The organism is Stutzerimonas stutzeri (assembly GCF_013522825.1).
Lineage (GTDB): Bacteria > Pseudomonadota > Gammaproteobacteria > Pseudomonadales > Pseudomonadaceae > Stutzerimonas > Stutzerimonas stutzeri_AK.
In genome coordinates, this window is the sequence record NZ_JAAMQZ010000024.1 from 1 (window position 1) to 15,721 (window position 15,721).

The window sequence follows — 15,721 nt, forward strand, 5'->3', positions numbered from 1 at the left end:
CCATCGAGGTCTACAACACGGAACGACCGCATCTGTCTCTGAAATACAAAACGCCCGATGCCGTGCATCGGGCGTTTTAGTACCGAAATCTAGCTGAATCGGTGTAAACCTATTTCAGGACTAGACATGCCAGGCACGTCACGAGCGTTGTTCGGTTCACTGTGTGTTGGCCGATGACGTGGGGACAAGCCTTCAAATAGTCACTTAACTACGGCTTCGGCTGACTTTTGCACGTTCACCTCGATCACCAACACTGGAAGGCGCAGCATAAATCAATTGCGTCTTTGTTTTATCCGGCTACAACTGGTTTTTAGTCTGCTGTCGGCAATAGTCATATCCAAGTAAACTCAGCCATTTCGCGCATATCCGGAAACTTCAATGGTCAAGCTGGAAGGCATCACAAAAGACGCCCAGCTACGTGGCCTGCATGGCGACGAAGTGGTTAAGGTCATCAGTGTCGATAAGATTGGCGATTCGGCGATCACTGCCGTCTACCAGAAAAGTGCTGGTGGCTACGGTGACCAGATGCTGTTTCGCAGCGATGAGGCGTGCCTGGAGCTGGCCCAGGTCGACAGGGCGTGGGCGTTTGATACGCCTGGTGGCGATTTCAAACTGGCCCTTGAAGCCTGGCGCATCCAGTTGGCGCACTTGTTCGATCCGATGATGGAAGTGCACACCTCCAACGTCGATCCGTTGCCCCACCAGATTTCGGCGTCTACGAAGCCATGCTGCCGTGTCAGCGCTGCTAACCTGTCGTCTTTATACCCTCGGCGAGTGCCAAGACTGGGCCGAAGAAGCCCACACCTATAACGATCTGCAAGGCGCGTGGCTTGGTATCGAACAAGCCAGCCAGGAAGCCGGCCACATCGGCAGCCAAAGCGCATTGATATTTGACGCAGCATCTTTGGAATGAATTGACTTAAAGGAATGTCGGGATGCAACGGGACGATGCTGAGAAACTGCTGAAAGTCGCTATTGGTAACGAGGCAGCAGTATTCAGGGATGGGCAGTGGGAGGCTATTGATGCCTTGGTCAACCAGCGCAAGAAGATGCTGGTTGTTCAGCGCACGGGCTGGGGCAAGAGTTCCGTTTACTTTATCAGTACTCGGATTTTGCGTGACCGAGGGCAGGGGCCAACCATCATCATCTCGCCTTTGCTGGCGCTGATGCGTAACCAGATCGAGGCGGCCAAGCGCTTGGGGATTCGTGCAATAACCATCAACTCGACCAATACCGACAAGTGGGACCAGGCCCGTCAGGCGGTGCTTGCCGATCAGGTCGATTGCTTGTTGATCTCTCCGGAACGGCTGTCGAACGATGGCTTTATGGATTCGATTCTGCAACCCATTGCGGACCGTATCGGCCTGATGGTGATTGACGAGGCGCACTGTATTTCTGATTGGGGCCATGACTTCCGTCCGGACTACCGACGCATCGTCAACATTCTGCGTTTTCTGCCGGCCAATACGCCCATTCTCGGTACCACGGCAACGGCCAACAACCGGGTAGTAAATGATATCCGCGAGCAGTTTGGTGATATCGCTATCCTGCGCGGGACCTTGGTGCGGGAAAGTCTGGCGCTGCAAAACCTGGTAATGCCTGATCAGGCCAGCCGCTTAGCTTGGTTGGCAGAAACAATTCCAACTCTGTTCGGGACCGGAATCGTTTATACCTTGACGCAGCGCGATACGGATCTGGTCGCACGTTGGTTGCGTATCAGAGGAGTCAAGGCTGCGGCTTATCACAGCGATGTGACCCATAAGCAGTTCGATGACAGTGATCAGTTCCGTCAGTACCTTGAAGATGCACTCTTGGAAAACCGGCTAAAAGTGTTGGTGGCTACCTCGGCACTGGGCATGGGTTACGACAAGCCGGATCTTGGCTTTGTCATCCACTACCAGGCGCCTGGCTCCATCGTTGCGTACTACCAGCAGGTCGGTCGAGCAGGTCGGGCGATCGATTATTCGCTGGGCTTGCTGATGTCTGGGGAGGAAGACGAAAAGATTCATGCTTTCTTCCGGCGATCGGCCTTTCCTCCGGCTGGCCAAGTTCGATACTTGCTGGGCGTACTAGCGAATCATGATGGGTTGACGCTTCGTGACTTGGAGGAACACAGCAACCTCGCCCATGGGCAGCTAGAAAAGATTCTCAAGCTCCTCAGTGTCGAGAGCCCAGCACCGCTTATCAAGATCGACAGTAAGTGGTACCGCACTCCAGTTCCTTTCGAGCTGGATGAGGAGAGGATCGCACGGCTCACCCAACTGCGTGAGGAGGAGTGGCTGCAGGTGCAGGCTTATGTGAATGAGTCTGGTTGCCTGATGGCGTTTTTACGCTCTGCGTTAGACGATCCTGCGCATGAGGCATGCGGCAAGTGCGCGAACTGCCTGGGTAAGGCATTGGTATCCAGCGCTGTAAACAGCAGGCTGGTGCATGAGGCAGCGACCTTCATTCGGCATGCCGAGATTCCCATCAAGCCCAAGAAGCAAGTCGCCAAGGGGGGCTTCCAACATTACCGCTTCCCGACGAATCTCCCACCTCAACTCCAAGCGGCTGAGGGTCGTGTACTTTCGCAATGGCGTGATGGAGGTTGGGGAGATTTAGCAGCAGACGGCAAAGAACGCGGCCATTTTGATGATGCGTTGGTTGAGGCCATGGTTGAGATGATCCAATCGCGCTGGCAGCCCGAGCCTAAACCTGCTTGGCTGTGCTCCGTGCCTTCTCTGGGGCATCCAACGCTGGTTCCTGATTTCGCCCGTCGGCTGGCCGCTGCATTAGGGATTCCCTTTGTGGAGTGCGTAAGCAAGGTCAGGCAGAATGAGCCACAGAAGTGGCAATACAATCGCTTCCACCAGTGCCGGAATTTAGATGGCGTGTTCGCTGTAAGCGAAAGTATCCCTTCGGGTCCGGTACTGCTGGCTGATGACATGATCGATTCAGGCTGGACGATGACCGTTATCGCTGCGCTGCTTAGGCGTGCCGGTAGCGGACCTGTCTATCCGCTGGCAATTTCATCTACGGCAAGCAAGGCATGATAAATACCAATACACAGTCGATCCTGCTACTGACTTCTTATTTCTCGAAGTCATCTGGCGACGCCAAACCGCTTTCTCCTACGGAGTGGGGGCGCTTCGCACTGTGGCTCAACGAGCAAGGCAAGACGCCTGCAGACTTGGTTACTTCAGAACCGCGTGCAGTTTTGCAGGGCTGGCAGGACGAAAAGATTTCACTGGAGCGGATTGAGCAGTTGCTGGGGCGCGGACATGCTCTGGCCTTGGCCCTGGAAAAATGGAGCCGCGCCGGAATATGGGTGCTAACACGCTCGGATGCAGACTATCCCAAGCTACTTAAGCAACGGCTACGTAACAGCGCGCCTGCTGTGCTGTTTGGGTGTGGCAATGCTCGGCTGCTTAACCAAAGTGGTATATGTGTGGTCGGTGCACGTAAGGCGGATGATGCCGATCTTGGTTATGCGAGTGCCTTGGGTGAACGTATTGCTAGTGCAGGTTTCTCGGTGGTTTCGGGTGGCGCACGCGGTGTCGATGAGGCCGCAATGCTGGGCGGCTTGAAGCGGGAGGGGACTGTAATCGGGGTCATGGCCGATAGCCTGCTGTCGGCAGCAATGGCTAGCAAATGGCGGCAGGGATTGATGAGTAACAACCTCGTGCTGGTTTCGCCGTTTTATCCTGAAGCTGGTTTTAGCAGCGGAAACGCCATGGCGCGGAACAAGTACATCTACTGCCTGAGCCAAGCAGCGGTGGTGGTTCGTTCTGACACCAAAGGTGGGACTTGGAACGGTGCCATTGAAAACTTGAAAAAGGCTTGGGTGCCCCTTTGGGTCAATCGAGTCAATGATGTTCAATCTGGAAACCAGGCGCTGGTATCGAAAGGTGGCTACTGGCTGGAGGGGGCCGTCGAGTATCTGGATATACAAAGCTTGAGCGCGCCTGTCACTTCTAGCCCGACTGCTGCCGATCTCGGGGTTACCGACATCGATATAGAGCAATCAGGCATGAGTGTCGCTGAAGAAGAACTGTTACAGGCATCGTCCACGGTCAGTGGCCCCGTTGATCAGGCGGCTCAAACGAGCTCCGAATCAAATACAGCCGTTAATGAAATGAGTTTTTATCAGTTCTTTCTCAGCAAAATGGCGTGCCTCCAGGCTGCTGTTACTGTTGACGAGTTGGTTGAGCGATGGGGCGTATCTAAAAAGCAGATCAATGATTGGCTTAAACAGTCGGTCGACGAAGGCCGTGTTCGGAAGCTTTCAAAACCTGTGCGCTATCAGCTTGTGGAAGACTTTGGGCTAGAAAACTTTCTTGCTGAAAACATAGTCGGTGAGTCTGTCGGGCAGTTGGGGCTTGGCCTCGATTAATTTTAAAAAGGCCTGCGATGAAGGTCTTTTATCGAGTAAGCATGGTTTTCAAGTATTGTTTTATTCCTTTTCTGAAAAAGAAGCCAATGGTAGCTGCTGCCAGAGTTAGGCAGCCACCTACAATTCCAATCCTTAAAAAAGCAGCCATGACCACTAGAAGCAGTATGAGAATAATCGCAAACTCTACGTTAGCTGATGCCCCAGCATTTACTTGCTCGTAGGTTAACATCCACTTCGGCGATAGACAGAACGGGCAAACACTATACTCAGGGCGGCGGCCTCCCATCGGAATCCCGCTAACGTAAAACGGAGCCGAGGTTATCACCTTGGGAACCATCATCTTCCCACAGCACTGGCACATCACCTTGTCGTTGCGGCTCATACGTATCTCTCTCGTCATTTCCTAACCTTGCCAACATCATCTTGCGTACCGGGCAGATTCCAAATATGCCACGGCTCGTGGATTGCGCGGTAGTGGATTTCATTGCAGTGAAGTGATGAAGGCGGTGGCCAGGATCGCGTTCCGCACGGGCTGCTGCCTTTTTTGTCGAACCGCTGCTGGAGGCGTACACTAGGTGGCGTATCACTAGGAGGCCCGCTATGAGCACTCAACTAGACCCCCGCGTCTCCGAGTTTGAGACCCAGGAACAGGCCGACAGTTACGACCGTTGGTTTCGCCAGCGCATCGAGCGCAGCCTGGCCGATCCGCGCCCACCCGTACCGCATGATGAGGCTATGGCCCGCGTCCGTGCCGTGATCGAGACCAAGCGCCGCCGTGCTGGTTGAGTGGCTGCCCCAAGCCCTCGACGCCCTGGAAGAAATCGCGGGTTATCTGGCCGAGCGCAGCCCATATGCCGCCGACCATATGCAGGCTGCCATTGAGGCTACGGTCGAGGCCCTGCCCCAGCATCCCTATATCCATCGCCCCGGTCGCGTTCCAGGAACGCGCGAAGCGGTTGTGCACCCTAACTACCTAGTCGTCTACCGCGTCGGTACTGAGCGCATCAGCATCCTGGACGTCCTGCACGCACGCCAGGAATATCCCTAGCTGCCAGCCTCTCCCAGATCCTGCCGTGAGGGTGGAGGTTAGACGTGCGTAAGATCAAGCCAGCAAACCTCAAGCCCAAAATAGAAACGCCCCGGCAAAACCGGGGCGTTTCTATCTAAGCAGGAGAAGGTCACTAGAGCCCAACCAACCCCGCCCCCCGCACCATCTCCAGTAGCGGCTGCGGATAAACCCCCAGGAAAAACACCAGCAGCGCAATCACCAGCAGCATGATGCCGCCCGCCCGCTGGCCCCAATCGAAGGGGGCGTCGTGGCGACGCAGGCCGGGTTCGAGCAGGAACAGAGTGACCATCACCCGCAGGTAGTAGTACAGGCCGATGGCGCTGCCGATGATCAGCGTGCCCAGCAGCCACCACAGCTGTGACTGCACACCGCTGGCGACCACGTAGAACTTGCCGATGAAGCCCGCCGTCAGCGGGATGCCGGCCAGCGACAGCATCATCGTCGCCAGCACCGCCGTCAGGTAGGGGCGCCGCCAGAACAGGCCCCGGTATTCATACAGCGCATCCGCATCACGACCCTTGAAGGGGCTGGACATCAGGCTGATCACGCCGAACGCGCCGAGGCTGGTCAGCACGTAGGCCGCCAGGTAGACCCCGACGGCTTCTACCGCCAGGCCATCGCTGGCGATCAGCGCCACCAGCAGGTAGCCGAAATGGGCGATGGAGGAATAACCCAGCAGACGCTTGAGGTTGCTCTGGTTCAGCGCCAGCAGGTTGCCGGCCAGGATCGATGCGATGGCGATCAGGCCCAGTGCATCGTCGAGCCAGCCGCCGGCGGTGGCCGGTGACAGCTGGTAGAGCCGCAGCAGCACCACGAATACTGCGACCTTGCTGGCAGTGGCGAGATAGGCCGCCACCGGTGCGGGGGCGCCTTCGTAGACGTCCGGGGTCCACAGGTGGAAGGGCACCAGCGACAGCTTGAAGCCCAGCCCGACCAGCATCATGCCGATCCCGGCCTGCACCAGCAGCGATGAGCCCTGGCTGGCCAGGCTGACGCCGATCTCGCTGAACAGCAGGCTGCCGGATTCGGCATAGAGCAGGGCGATGCCGAACAGCAGGAAGGCGCTGCCGGCGGCGGACAGCACCATGTACTTGATGCCGGCTTCCAGTGAGCGCCTGTTGAAGAAGGCATAGGCCACCAGCCCGTAGACCGGCACCGAGAGCAGCTCCAGGCCGATGAACAGGCTGGCTAGGTGCTGTGCGCTGACCAGCACCAGGCCACCGGCTGCGGACAGCAGCATCAACAGGTACAGCTCTTCGCGGTTGCCGGGGAAGCCGCTGCCCGTCGAACTTTCGCCCAGGTAGGCGTGGGCCAGGGTGACGCAGGCCAGGGTTGCGATCAGGACCAGCGCCGTGTAGAGGTAAGCGAAGTTGTCCATCCGCAGCAGCGCGGTCACGCCGAGCCCGCCGGGCGGGTGGGCCAGCGGAATCGACAGCAGCGCGAGAACCAGACCGATGGCGCTGAGGATGAAACTCTGCTCGTGATTGCGCCGCCAGGCGATCGCCAGCATCACTACGATGGCGGTGGTGCAGACGATCAGCAGCGGCAGCAGGGCGATGAAGTGTTGTTGAGTGAATTCCATGGTGCGGCTACCGGACTGAAGCGAATGGGGAGAAAGCGGCGCCGACCCACTGCTGCACGCCGCTCATGGTCGCCAGCGAGATATCGAACACCGGCTGCGGATAGACGCCGAGCAGGACCAGCAGCAGCGCCAGCAGCAGGATCATGCCGGCTTCGCGGGCATCCAGTCCTTTCAGCGTCCTCTCGATACGGTTCGCTCCGAAGTGCGCGCGGTGGATCATGATCAGCGAGTAGACCGAGGAGAACACCAGACCGAAGGTAGCGATCACCACGACCCAGGGCCACTGGCCGAAGGCACCGAACAGCACCACGAACTCGCCGACGAAGTTGCCGGTGCCGGGCAGGCCCAGGGAGGCGGCGGCGAAGAACAGGCTCAGCGCCGGCAGCCACGGCAGGCACGACCAGAGGCCGCCCATTTCGCGCATGTCACGGGTATGCAGGCGTTCGTAGAGCTGACCGCAGAGGATGAACAGCCCGGCGGCGGAAATGCCGTGGGCGATCATCAGCACCACCGCGCCCTGCAGCGCCAGTTCGCTGCCGGCGTAGATGCCGATCAGCACGAAGCCCATGTGCGAGATGCTCGAATAGGCCACCAGGCGCTTGATGTCGGTCTGGGCGAAGGCCAGGAGGGCGCCGTAGAAAATGCCGATCAGGCCCAGTGCCATGGCAATCGGCGCGAACTCCACCGAGGCGTTGGGAAACAGCGGCAGGGCAAAGCGGATCATGCCGTAGGCGGCGGTTTTCAGCAGGATGCCGGCCAGGTCCACCGAGCCGGCGGTAGGCGCCTGGGCGTGGGCGTCGGGCAGCCAGGAGTGCAGCGGCACGATGGGAAACTTGACCGCGAAGGCGATGAAGAAGCCCAGCATCAGCAGCCATTCGATGGCCGGGTCCAGCTCTGCGTTGAGCAGCAGTTCGTAGTCGAAGGTCAGCACGCCAGTGTTGTGGTAGTTCACCAGCACCAGGCCGAGGATGGCCACCAGCATGATCAGGCCGCTGGCCTGGGTGTAGATGAAGAACTTGGTGGCGGCGTTGATCCGCGAGCGCTTGCCTTCGGCGCTGTGTCCCCAGAGCGCGATGAGGAAGTACATCGGCACCAGCATCATTTCCCAGAAAAAGAAGAACAGGAACAGGTCCAGGGCGAGGAACACGCCGACCACACCGCCGAGAATCCACATCAGGTTGAGGTGGAAGAAGCCGACGTGGCGCTGGATTTCCTTCCACGAGCAGAGCACCGAGAGCACGCCGAGCAGGCCGGTGAGCAGGATCATCAGCAGCGACAGGCCATCGAGCGCCAGGTGCAGGTTGATGCCGAAACGCTCGATCCAGACGTGCTTGAACTCCAGTGCCCAGGTCGAGGCGGCGTCGGGCGAGGGCGCCAGGCTGTAGTCGCCGGTGCTCCACAGCCAGAGGCCCAGGCCCAGCAGCAGGCCCATGGTGAACAGGGCGATCCAGCGCGGCAGGGTCTGGTCGAAATGCTCGACCACCCAGCAGAGCAAGCCGCCGATGAAGGGAATCAGGATTAGCCAGGGCAGAATCACGATATCGAATCCTTGGGCAAGTCAGAGCAGAACGATGCCGAGCAGCAGCACGGCTCCGCCAACGATGGACAGGGCGTACCAGCGCAACTGGCCGGTTTCGCTGCGACTCAGCAGGGCATGGCTGCCGCGTGCGGTGCGCGGCACCAGGCCGATGCCGGCGTCAATGGGGTCACGCGCAAGCAGGCGGCAGATCAGCAGGTAGGGCTGCACGAAGAGCTTGTCGTAGAGCCAGTCGAAGCCCCAGGCGGCGAACCACCAGGCGCTCAGCAGACGCCCCGGCGCACTCTGCGCGATGCTCGTGACCAGCCTGCGCTTGCCGAGGAACAGCAGCGCGGCGAGCAGGATGCCGGCCACCGCGACTACGCCGGAGAAGATCTCCAGGCCGATCCGGCCTTCGCCACCGGCATGCCCGATGCTTTGCGGCAGCACGCCGGCCAGTGGCGGCACGATCAGCGCGCCGACGAAGGTGGAGAGCACAATCAGCACCAGCAGCGGCAGGTTGTGGGCCAGGCCGCGTCCGGCATGGGCTTCGGTCTGTGCTTCGCCGTGGAAGGCGATGAAGATCAGCCGGAAGGTGTACAGCGAGGTCAGGAAGGCACCGATCAGGCCCGCATAGAGCAGCTCGCTATGACCGCTGGCGAAGGCCTCCCAGAGAATCTCGTCCTTGGAATAGAAACCGGCAGTGATCAGCGGCAGCGCCGCCAGTGCCGCGCCGCCGACGATGAAGCTGGCGTAGGCCAGCGGCAGTTTCTTCCACAGCCCGCCCATCCTGAAGATGTTCTGCTCGTGGTGGCAGGCATTGATCACCGAACCGGAGGCGAGGAACAGCAGCGCCTTGAAGAAGGCATGGGTCATCAGGTGGAAGATCGCCGCGTCCCAGGCGCCGACGCCGAGGGCGAGGAACATGTAGCCGATCTGGCTCATGGTCGAGTAGGCGAGGATGCGCTTGATGTCGGTCTGCACCAGCGCGGCGAAGCCGGCCAGCACCAGGGTCACGCCACCGACGATGCCCACCAGCTCCAGCACGTCCGGCGCCAGCAGGAACAGGCCGTGGGTGCGGGCGATCAGGTAGACGCCGGCGGTGACCATGGTGGCCGCGTGGATCAGTGCGGAAACCGGCGTAGGGCCGGCCATGGCGTCGGCCAGCCAGGTCTGCAACGGCAGTTGCGCGGACTTGCCCACCGCGCCGCCGAGCAGCGCCAGGGTCGCCAGGGTGATCCAGAGGTCGCCTTCGGCGAATTTCTGCGGTGCCAGGCTCAGCAGTTCCTGGATGTTCAGGGTGCCGAGCTGGACGAACAGGATGAACAGGCCGAAAGCCATCAGCACGTCGCCGACGCGGGTGACGATAAAGGCCTTGAGCGCGGCGTTGCCGTTCTTGCGCTCCTTGAAGTAGAAGCCGATCAGCAGGTAGGAGCACAGCCCTACGCCTTCCCAGCCGAAGTACAGCAGCAGCAGGTTGTCGCTCAGTACCAGCAGGACCATGCTGAAGATGAACAGGTTGGTGTAGGCGAAGAAGCGCGAATAGCCTTCCTCGCCGCGCATGTACCAGCTGGCGAACAGGTGGATCAGAAAGCCGACGCCGGTGACCACGCCGAGCATGGTCAGCGACAGGCCATCCAGATGCAGGCCGAAGTCCGCCTGGAAGCCGGAGACGTTCAGCCATTGCCAGAGCACCTGGGTGTAGATGCCGCCTTGCGGTGGCGCGGCATTGAACTGCCAGATGATCCAGGCGCTGGTCAGAGCCGACAGGCCGATCGAGCCCACGCCGATGGTCGCGGCGAGGTTTTCCGACAGGCGTCCGCGCGAGAAGGCCAGCAGCAGATAGCCCAGCAGCGGAAAGACGAAGGTGAGCAGTAGTAGGTTCATCCGTGCATCTCGCTTGCGGCATCGACATCGAGGGTGTTGAAGCGGCGGTACAGCTGCAGCAGGATCGCCAGGCCGATGGCGGCTTCGGCGGCGGCCAGGGTGATCACCAGGATGAACATGATCTGTCCATCAGGCTGGCCCCAGCGGCTGCCGGCGACCACGAAAGCCAGGCCGGCGGAGTTCATCATGATTTCCAGGCTCATCAGCATGAACAGGATGTTGCGCCGCACCATCAGGCCGACCAGGCCCAGGCTGAACAGCAGGGCGGCGACGGCCAGGCCGTGTTCGAGGGGAATGGCGTGCATGGGTTACTCCTTCGCCTCGTGACGGCCCAGGTGGAAGGCTGCGACCAGCGCGCCGAGCAGCAGCAGCGAGGCCAGCTCGACGATCAGCAGGTAGGGGCCGAACAGCGCGATGCCGACTTCCTTCGGGCCGACCTCGGTCTGCCCCAGCGTCGCGCCCGAAGGTTCGCTGAACAGGGCGTAAAGCAGCTGGGCGAGCAGGGCGGCGGCCAGCAGCGATGGCCCGATCCACAGGCGCGGGGCCATCCAGGCGCGTTCCTGGCTGACCGTGTTGCGCCCCAGGTTGAGCATCATCACCACGAACACGAACAGCACCATGATGGCGCCGGCATAGACGATGATTTCCAGCGCGCCGGCGAAGGGCGCACCGAGGGCGAAGAAGCACATGGCCACCGCCAGCAGCGAGATGACCAGGTAAAGCAGGGCATGCACCGGATTGCTGCCGGTGATGACCCGCAGCGTGGACACCACGGCCACGCCGGAGGAGAAGTAGAAGGCGAATTCCATCACAAGCTCCTAGAGCGTTGGAAGGCTGAAGGCTGAAGGCTGAACGAAAAAGCCGGGGAACTCGTCCAGCTTTCCAGCCTCCAGCGCTTTTTATCGAAAGGCTTCATGGCAGCAACCCCTTGACGTTGATCGGCTCGGCTTCGTTCTGCGCCGCCCCCTTGGGCTTGCCGGCGATGGCCAGGCCCGAGACGCGGTAGAAGTTGTAGTCCGGGTATTTGCCGGGGCCGGAGATCAGCAGGTCTTCCTTCTCGTACACCAGGTCCTGGCGCTTGTATTCGCCCATCTCGAAATCCGGGGTGAGCTGGATGGCGTTGGTCGGGCAGGCTTCCTCGCACAGGCCGCAGAAGATGCAGCGCGAGAAGTTGATGCGAAAGAACTCCGGATACCAGCGGCCTTCGTCGGTCTCGGCCTTCTGCAAGGAGATGCAGCCTACCGGGCAGGCCACCGCGCAGAGGTTGCAGGCCACGCAGCGCTCTTCGCCGTCTGGATCGCGGGTCAGGACGATGCGACCGCGGTAGCGTGGCGGCAGGTAGACCTGCTCCTCGGGGTATTGCAGGGTGTCGCGCTTGCGAAAGCCATGGCTGAAAACCATTATCAGGCTGCGCAGCTGGGTATAGGTACCGTGCAGTACCGAGCCTATATATCTGAACATCGTATTTTCTCCTTACTGGGCCGCGGCCAGCACGAGCGCGCCGGTCACCAGCAGGTTGATCAGGGTCAGCGGCAGACAGAACTTCCAGCCGAAGGCCATTACCTGGTCGTAGCGCGGTCGGGGCAGCGATGCGCGCAGCAGGATGAAGATCATGATGAAAAAGCCGGTCTTGATCGCGAAATAGAAGAACGACAGCCACGGCAGCGTGTCGAGGAACGGGCCGTGCCAGCCGCCGAAGAACAGCGTGGTCAGCAGCGCCGAGATGGTCACAATGCCGATGTATTCGCCGACGAAGAACATGCCCCACTTCATTCCCGCGTACTCGACATGGTAACCGTCGGCCAGTTCCTGCTCGGCTTCCGGCTGGTCGAAGGGGTGGCGGTGGGTGACCGCGACGCCGGCGATGAAGAAGGTACAGAAGCCGAGGAACTGCGGAATGATGAACCACAGGTTCTGCTGCTGGTACTCGACGATGTCGCGCATGTTGAACGAGCCGACCTGGGCGACGATGCCCATCAGCGACAGGCCGAGGAACACCTCGTAGGAAACCGTCTGCGCCGAGGCGCGCAGCGCGCCGAGCAGGGCGAACTTGTTGTTGCTCGCCCAGCCGGCGAAGAGCACCGCATACACCGTGAGGCCGGCCATGGCGAAGAAGAACAGCAGGCCGATGTTCAGGTCCGCCACGCCCCAGGTCGGCGTCACCGGCACGATGGCGAAGGCGATCAGCAGCGAACTCATCGCCACCACCGGCGCCAGGGTGAAGATCAGGCGGTCGGCGAACGGCGGGTTCCAGTCCTCCTTGAAGAACATCTTCAGCATGTCGGCGGCCAGCTGGAACAGGCCGTAGGGGCCTACCCGGTTGGGACCGTGGCGGTCCTGCCACCAGCCGAGCAGACGCCGCTCGACGAAGCTCAGCAGCGCCCCGGCAACCACCACTGCCAGCATGATGACAAGGGATTTGATCACCTGAATGATGACGTCGAGGACTTCGGGCGTCAGCCAGCTCATGCCGTGATCTCCTTCAGTGCAGTGACCGCAGCGCCGGCGATCAGCGCCGGAATGCCGGGCAGGCCGACCGGCAGTCCCACCAGCCCTTCGCCCAGCTCCGGCAGTATGCGCAGCGGCAGGCGCAGGAACTGGCCGTCGACTTCAAGCCCGAGCAGCGTGCCTTCGGCAAGGGCCAGGCGCCGCGCCTCGTCTTCACCCAGGGCGACGTAGGGCGCGGGAATGCGCTGCTGGATCGGCGCGGCGAGCGCGGTGGTTTCCTCGCTGCCGAACAGGTGATGCAGCGGCACCGCCAGCCACTGGCCCGGAGCGGGCGCAGTGGCGCTGTTGGCGGCGAACCAGGGCAACCCTGCATGGGTCGGGTGGATCAGGCGAACGCCGGGATCGCCTGCGCGCAGATGACCGCCCACTTCGTCCTGAAGCTTGTTCCAGGCCTGCGGCGAGTTCCAGCCGGGCGACCAGGCGAAAGGCACCTGCTGACGATCCTCGACGGTGCCGCCATAGCCTTCCATGGAGTAGGCGAAGGGCGAATCCTGATCCTGCGGCTGGCGCGGCTCGTGCACGCTGACGTTGGCGCGCATGGCGGTACGCCCGCTGTAGCGCAGCGGCTGGCGCGCCAGCTTGAGGCCCTTGATGCGGAACGAGGCCAGCGGTGCGGCATCGACGATGGCCGCCAGTGACGGGTTGGCTGCGGCGCAGGCGGCGCTGGCCTGGTCCAGATCGGTCCAGTCCACGGGCTTGTTCTGCAGGGTGCTGTGCAGCGCGTGCAGCCAGCGCCAGCCTTCGCGCACGAGGATCTTGCCGTTGTAATAGCTGGGCTCGAACACCTGGAAGAAGCGCTGTGCACGACCTTCCTGGCTGACCAGGGTGCCGTCGGCTTCGGCGAAGCTGGCCACCGGCAGCAGCAGATGGGCCTTGGCGCTGGTCTCGGTGCGCTGGTGGTCGGCGACGATCACGGTTTGTGCAGCGGCCAGGGCGGCATCCACCCGGCTGCGTTCGGCACGGCGGTAGAGGTCGTTTTCCAGCACCAGTACGGCATTCGCGCTGCCGGCTTCGAGGGCCTGCAGGGCGGCGTCTGCGGAGTGGTCACGGCTTTCGCCTTCGAGCATCAGCGCCAGGCCCATGCTGTTGGCTTCAGGCACGATCAGGCTGATGGAGGCGTTCTTCTCGTGATTCTTCAGGGCCTGGGCGATGTTGGCCGCCGCTTCGATCAGGGCGCGCGAGCCCAGGGACGCGCCGGAGACGATCAGCGGGCGCTTGCCGGCCAGCAGGGCGGCGGCGATGCGTTGCGCCAGCTGCGCGGCGTCGGCTTCCAGGCCGGTCACTGCCGGAGCGCTGGGGTCGATGGCGTGGGCCACGGCGAAGCCGAGGCGGGCCAGATCCTCCGGCGCGGCATGCACGCATTCCTCGGCGACATCGTCCAGACGCGTGCTCGTTACGCTGGCGATGAACAGCGGGCTGCGGGCATTCTGTGCGACGTTTTGTACCGCCGCCTGGTGCCACTCGGGAATCCTCGCCTGGGCAGCGATCTCGGTGGCGCGGCCCTTGACCGACTGGCGCAGGGCCAGGGCCATGCGGGCGGCGGTCTGGGTCAGGTCTTCGCCAAGCACGAACACTGCGTCGTGGCTTTCGATCTCGCGCAGCGTGGGCACCGGCAGCGGGCCGTTGCGCAGGATGTCGCGGATCAGCAGCAGGTTTTCCAGCTCGCTGGCGGCGATGCCGCTGTAGAAGTTGTCCGCACCGACCAGCTCGCGCAGGGCGTGGTTGCTCTCCAGGCTGGCGCGCGGCGAGCCGATGCCGATCAGGCGCTTGCCCCTGAGCAGCTCGGCGGCGGCGTCGAGGGCGGCGTCGATGCCCAGGGTTTCACCGCCCAGCAGCGGCTGGCGCGGGCGGTCGTCGCGGTTGACGTAGCCGTAGCCGAAGCGGCCGCGGTCGCAGAGGAAATAGTGGTTCACTTCGCCATTGAAGCGGTTTTCGATGCGCCGAATCTCGCCGTAGCGCTCGCCCGGGCTGATGTTGCAGCCCAGCGAGCAGCCGTGGCAGATGCTCGGAGCGAACTGCATGTCCCACTTGCGGTTGTAGCGCTCGGAGTGGGTCTTGTCGGTGAACACGCCGGTGGGGCAGACCTCGGTGAGGTTGCCGGAGAACTCGCTTTCCAGCACGCCATCCTCGACGCGTCCGAAGTAGACGTTGTCGTGGGCGCCGAACACGCCCAGATCGGTGCCGCCGGCGTAATCCTTGTAGTAGCGCGTGCAGCGGTAGCAGGCGATGCAGCGGTTCATCTCGTGGGCGATGAAGGGGCCGAGTTCCTGGTTCTGATGGGTGCGCTTGGTGAAACGGTAGCGGCGCTTGTTGTGGCCGGTCATCACCGTCATGTCCTGCAGATGGCAGTGGCCGCCTTCCTCGCACACCGGGCAGTCGTGCGGGTGGTTGAGCATCAGCCACTCGACGACGCTGGCGCGGAAGGCCTTGGCCTCTTCGTCGTCGATGGAAATCCAGCTGTTGTCGGTGGCCGGCGTCATGCAGGACATGACCAGCCGTCCGCGCGTGTCGTTCTCGTCGGAATACTGCTTGACCGCGCACTGGCGGCAGGCGCCGACGCTGCCCAGCGCCGGGTGCCAGCAGAAATAGGGAACATCGAGGCCGAGGGACAGACAGGCCTGCAAGAGGTTGTCCGCCCCATCGACTTCGTAGTCTTTGCCGTCTACGTGGATAGTGGCCATTTCTAGGTCTTCTCATCCGCTTGCGCGGGTCTGGCTAATAGGAAATCTGTCGCTAGAGGCTGAAGGCTTGAGGCTGGACGAGGTGCGAGTCGCTTTTTCGTCCAGC

14 protein-coding genes are annotated in these 15,721 nt (G+C 61.6%); 5 read left to right on the forward strand and 9 right to left on the reverse strand.

Annotation, left to right across the window (positions count from 1 at the left end):
- The first annotated feature begins 378 nt into the window (after positions 1 to 378).
- The 3 genes from G7020_RS15155 to G7020_RS15165 all read left to right on the forward strand — a co-directional run bounded on the left by G7020_RS15155 (position 379) and on the right by G7020_RS15165 (position 4,372).
- Positions 379 to 810, forward strand: coding sequence for a hypothetical protein (locus G7020_RS15155; protein ID WP_181085898.1), 432 nt, complete (start codon positions 379 to 381; stop codon positions 808 to 810).
- Between the two features lie 125 nt (positions 811 to 935).
- Complete coding sequence (locus tag G7020_RS15160; RefSeq protein WP_181085900.1) at positions 936 to 3,032, forward strand: RecQ family ATP-dependent DNA helicase; 2,097 nt, start codon at positions 936 to 938, stop codon at positions 3,030 to 3,032.
- Entirely contained in the window at positions 3,029 to 4,372 is a 1,344-nt protein-coding gene (locus tag G7020_RS15165) for a DNA-processing protein DprA (protein WP_181085902.1), read from the forward strand. Before G7020_RS15160 ends, G7020_RS15165 begins: the two co-directional genes overlap by 4 nt.
- Positions 4,373 to 4,400: 28 nt before the next feature.
- Here the strand turns inward: G7020_RS15165 and G7020_RS15170 are convergent, their stop codons facing one another.
- The gene (locus tag G7020_RS15170) at positions 4,401 to 4,754 is read right to left on the reverse strand and encodes a hypothetical protein (protein WP_181085904.1); all 354 of its coding nucleotides are present in this window, start codon (positions 4,752 to 4,754) and stop codon (positions 4,401 to 4,403) included.
- A gap of 218 nt (positions 4,755 to 4,972) precedes the next feature.
- On the opposite strand from G7020_RS15170, the gene G7020_RS15175 reads away from it, so the two are divergent.
- Both G7020_RS15175 and G7020_RS15180 read left to right on the forward strand, forming a co-directional pair.
- The gene (locus tag G7020_RS15175; protein WP_181085906.1) at positions 4,973 to 5,158 is read left to right on the forward strand and encodes an antitoxin; all 186 of its coding nucleotides are present in this window, start codon (positions 4,973 to 4,975) and stop codon (positions 5,156 to 5,158) included.
- Positions 5,148 to 5,420 (forward strand): type II toxin-antitoxin system mRNA interferase toxin, RelE/StbE family, encoded by a 273-nt coding sequence (locus G7020_RS15180; RefSeq protein WP_181085908.1) that lies wholly within the window; start codon positions 5,148 to 5,150, stop codon positions 5,418 to 5,420. The genes G7020_RS15175 and G7020_RS15180 overlap by 11 nt, the downstream gene beginning before the upstream one ends.
- A 133-nt stretch (positions 5,421 to 5,553) precedes the next feature.
- On the opposite strand, the gene nuoN is transcribed toward G7020_RS15180, so the two are convergent.
- The 8 genes from nuoN to nuoG all read right to left on the reverse strand — a co-directional run bounded on the left by nuoN (position 5,554) and on the right by nuoG (position 15,615).
- On the reverse strand, positions 5,554 to 7,023 hold the full coding sequence (nuoN, locus tag G7020_RS15185; protein WP_181085910.1) for an NADH-quinone oxidoreductase subunit NuoN: 1,470 nt from the start codon (positions 7,021 to 7,023) through the stop codon (positions 5,554 to 5,556).
- 7 nt (positions 7,024 to 7,030) lie between these two features.
- On the reverse strand, positions 7,031 to 8,560 hold the full coding sequence (gene nuoM, locus G7020_RS15190; protein ID WP_181085912.1) for an NADH-quinone oxidoreductase subunit M: 1,530 nt from the start codon (positions 8,558 to 8,560) through the stop codon (positions 7,031 to 7,033).
- 21 nt (positions 8,561 to 8,581) lie between these two features.
- Complete coding sequence (nuoL, locus tag G7020_RS15195; RefSeq protein WP_181085914.1) at positions 8,582 to 10,426, reverse strand: NADH-quinone oxidoreductase subunit L; 1,845 nt, start codon at positions 10,424 to 10,426, stop codon at positions 8,582 to 8,584.
- Positions 10,423 to 10,731 carry an NADH-quinone oxidoreductase subunit NuoK gene (gene nuoK / locus G7020_RS15200; RefSeq protein WP_181085916.1) on the reverse strand — a complete coding sequence of 103 codons (309 nt, stop codon included), beginning with the start codon at positions 10,729 to 10,731 and terminating at the stop codon, positions 10,423 to 10,425. Before nuoK ends, nuoL begins: the two co-directional genes overlap by 4 nt.
- A gap of 3 nt (positions 10,732 to 10,734) precedes the next feature.
- A complete protein-coding gene (gene nuoJ / locus G7020_RS15205; protein WP_181085918.1) occupies positions 10,735 to 11,235 on the reverse strand; it encodes an NADH-quinone oxidoreductase subunit J in 501 nt (166 codons plus the stop codon).
- Positions 11,236 to 11,338: 103 nt separating this feature from the next.
- A complete protein-coding gene (gene nuoI / locus G7020_RS15210) occupies positions 11,339 to 11,887 on the reverse strand; it encodes an NADH-quinone oxidoreductase subunit NuoI (protein WP_181085920.1) in 549 nt (182 codons plus the stop codon).
- 12 nt (positions 11,888 to 11,899) lie between these two features.
- Complete coding sequence (gene nuoH / locus G7020_RS15215) at positions 11,900 to 12,895, reverse strand: NADH-quinone oxidoreductase subunit NuoH (RefSeq protein WP_181085922.1); 996 nt, start codon at positions 12,893 to 12,895, stop codon at positions 11,900 to 11,902.
- Positions 12,892 to 15,615, reverse strand: a complete 2,724-nt coding sequence (nuoG, locus tag G7020_RS15220) for an NADH-quinone oxidoreductase subunit NuoG (protein WP_181085924.1) — start codon at positions 15,613 to 15,615, stop codon at positions 12,892 to 12,894. Before nuoG ends, nuoH begins: the two co-directional genes overlap by 4 nt.
- Positions 15,616 to 15,721 lie beyond the last annotated feature (106 nt).

Excerpts from the sequence above, each read along its gene's own strand:
- G7020_RS15155 (WP_181085898.1), top strand. The coding sequence starts at position 379 with ATGGTCAAGCTGGAAGGCATCACAAAAGACGCCCAGCTACGTGGCCTG.
- G7020_RS15160 (WP_181085900.1), top strand. The coding sequence starts at position 936 with ATGCAACGGGACGATGCTGAGAAACTGCTGAAAGTCGCTATTGGTAAC.
- G7020_RS15165 (WP_181085902.1), top strand. The coding sequence starts at position 3,029 with ATGATAAATACCAATACACAGTCGATCCTGCTACTGACTTCTTATTTC.
- G7020_RS15170 (WP_181085904.1), bottom strand. The coding sequence starts at position 4,754 with ATGAGCCGCAACGACAAGGTGATGTGCCAGTGCTGTGGGAAGATGATG.
- G7020_RS15175 (WP_181085906.1), top strand. The coding sequence starts at position 4,973 with ATGAGCACTCAACTAGACCCCCGCGTCTCCGAGTTTGAGACCCAGGAA.
- nuoN (WP_181085910.1), bottom strand. The coding sequence starts at position 7,023 with ATGGAATTCACTCAACAACACTTCATCGCCCTGCTGCCGCTGCTGATC.
- nuoL (WP_181085914.1), bottom strand. The coding sequence starts at position 10,426 with ATGAACCTACTACTGCTCACCTTCGTCTTTCCGCTGCTGGGCTATCTG.
- nuoK (WP_181085916.1), bottom strand. The coding sequence starts at position 10,731 with ATGCACGCCATTCCCCTCGAACACGGCCTGGCCGTCGCCGCCCTGCTG.
- nuoJ (WP_181085918.1), bottom strand. The coding sequence starts at position 11,235 with ATGGAATTCGCCTTCTACTTCTCCTCCGGCGTGGCCGTGGTGTCCACG.
- nuoI (WP_181085920.1), bottom strand. The coding sequence starts at position 11,887 with ATGTTCAGATATATAGGCTCGGTACTGCACGGTACCTATACCCAGCTG.
- nuoH (WP_181085922.1), bottom strand. The coding sequence starts at position 12,895 with ATGAGCTGGCTGACGCCCGAAGTCCTCGACGTCATCATTCAGGTGATC.
- nuoG (WP_181085924.1), bottom strand. The coding sequence starts at position 15,615 with ATGGCCACTATCCACGTAGACGGCAAAGACTACGAAGTCGATGGGGCG.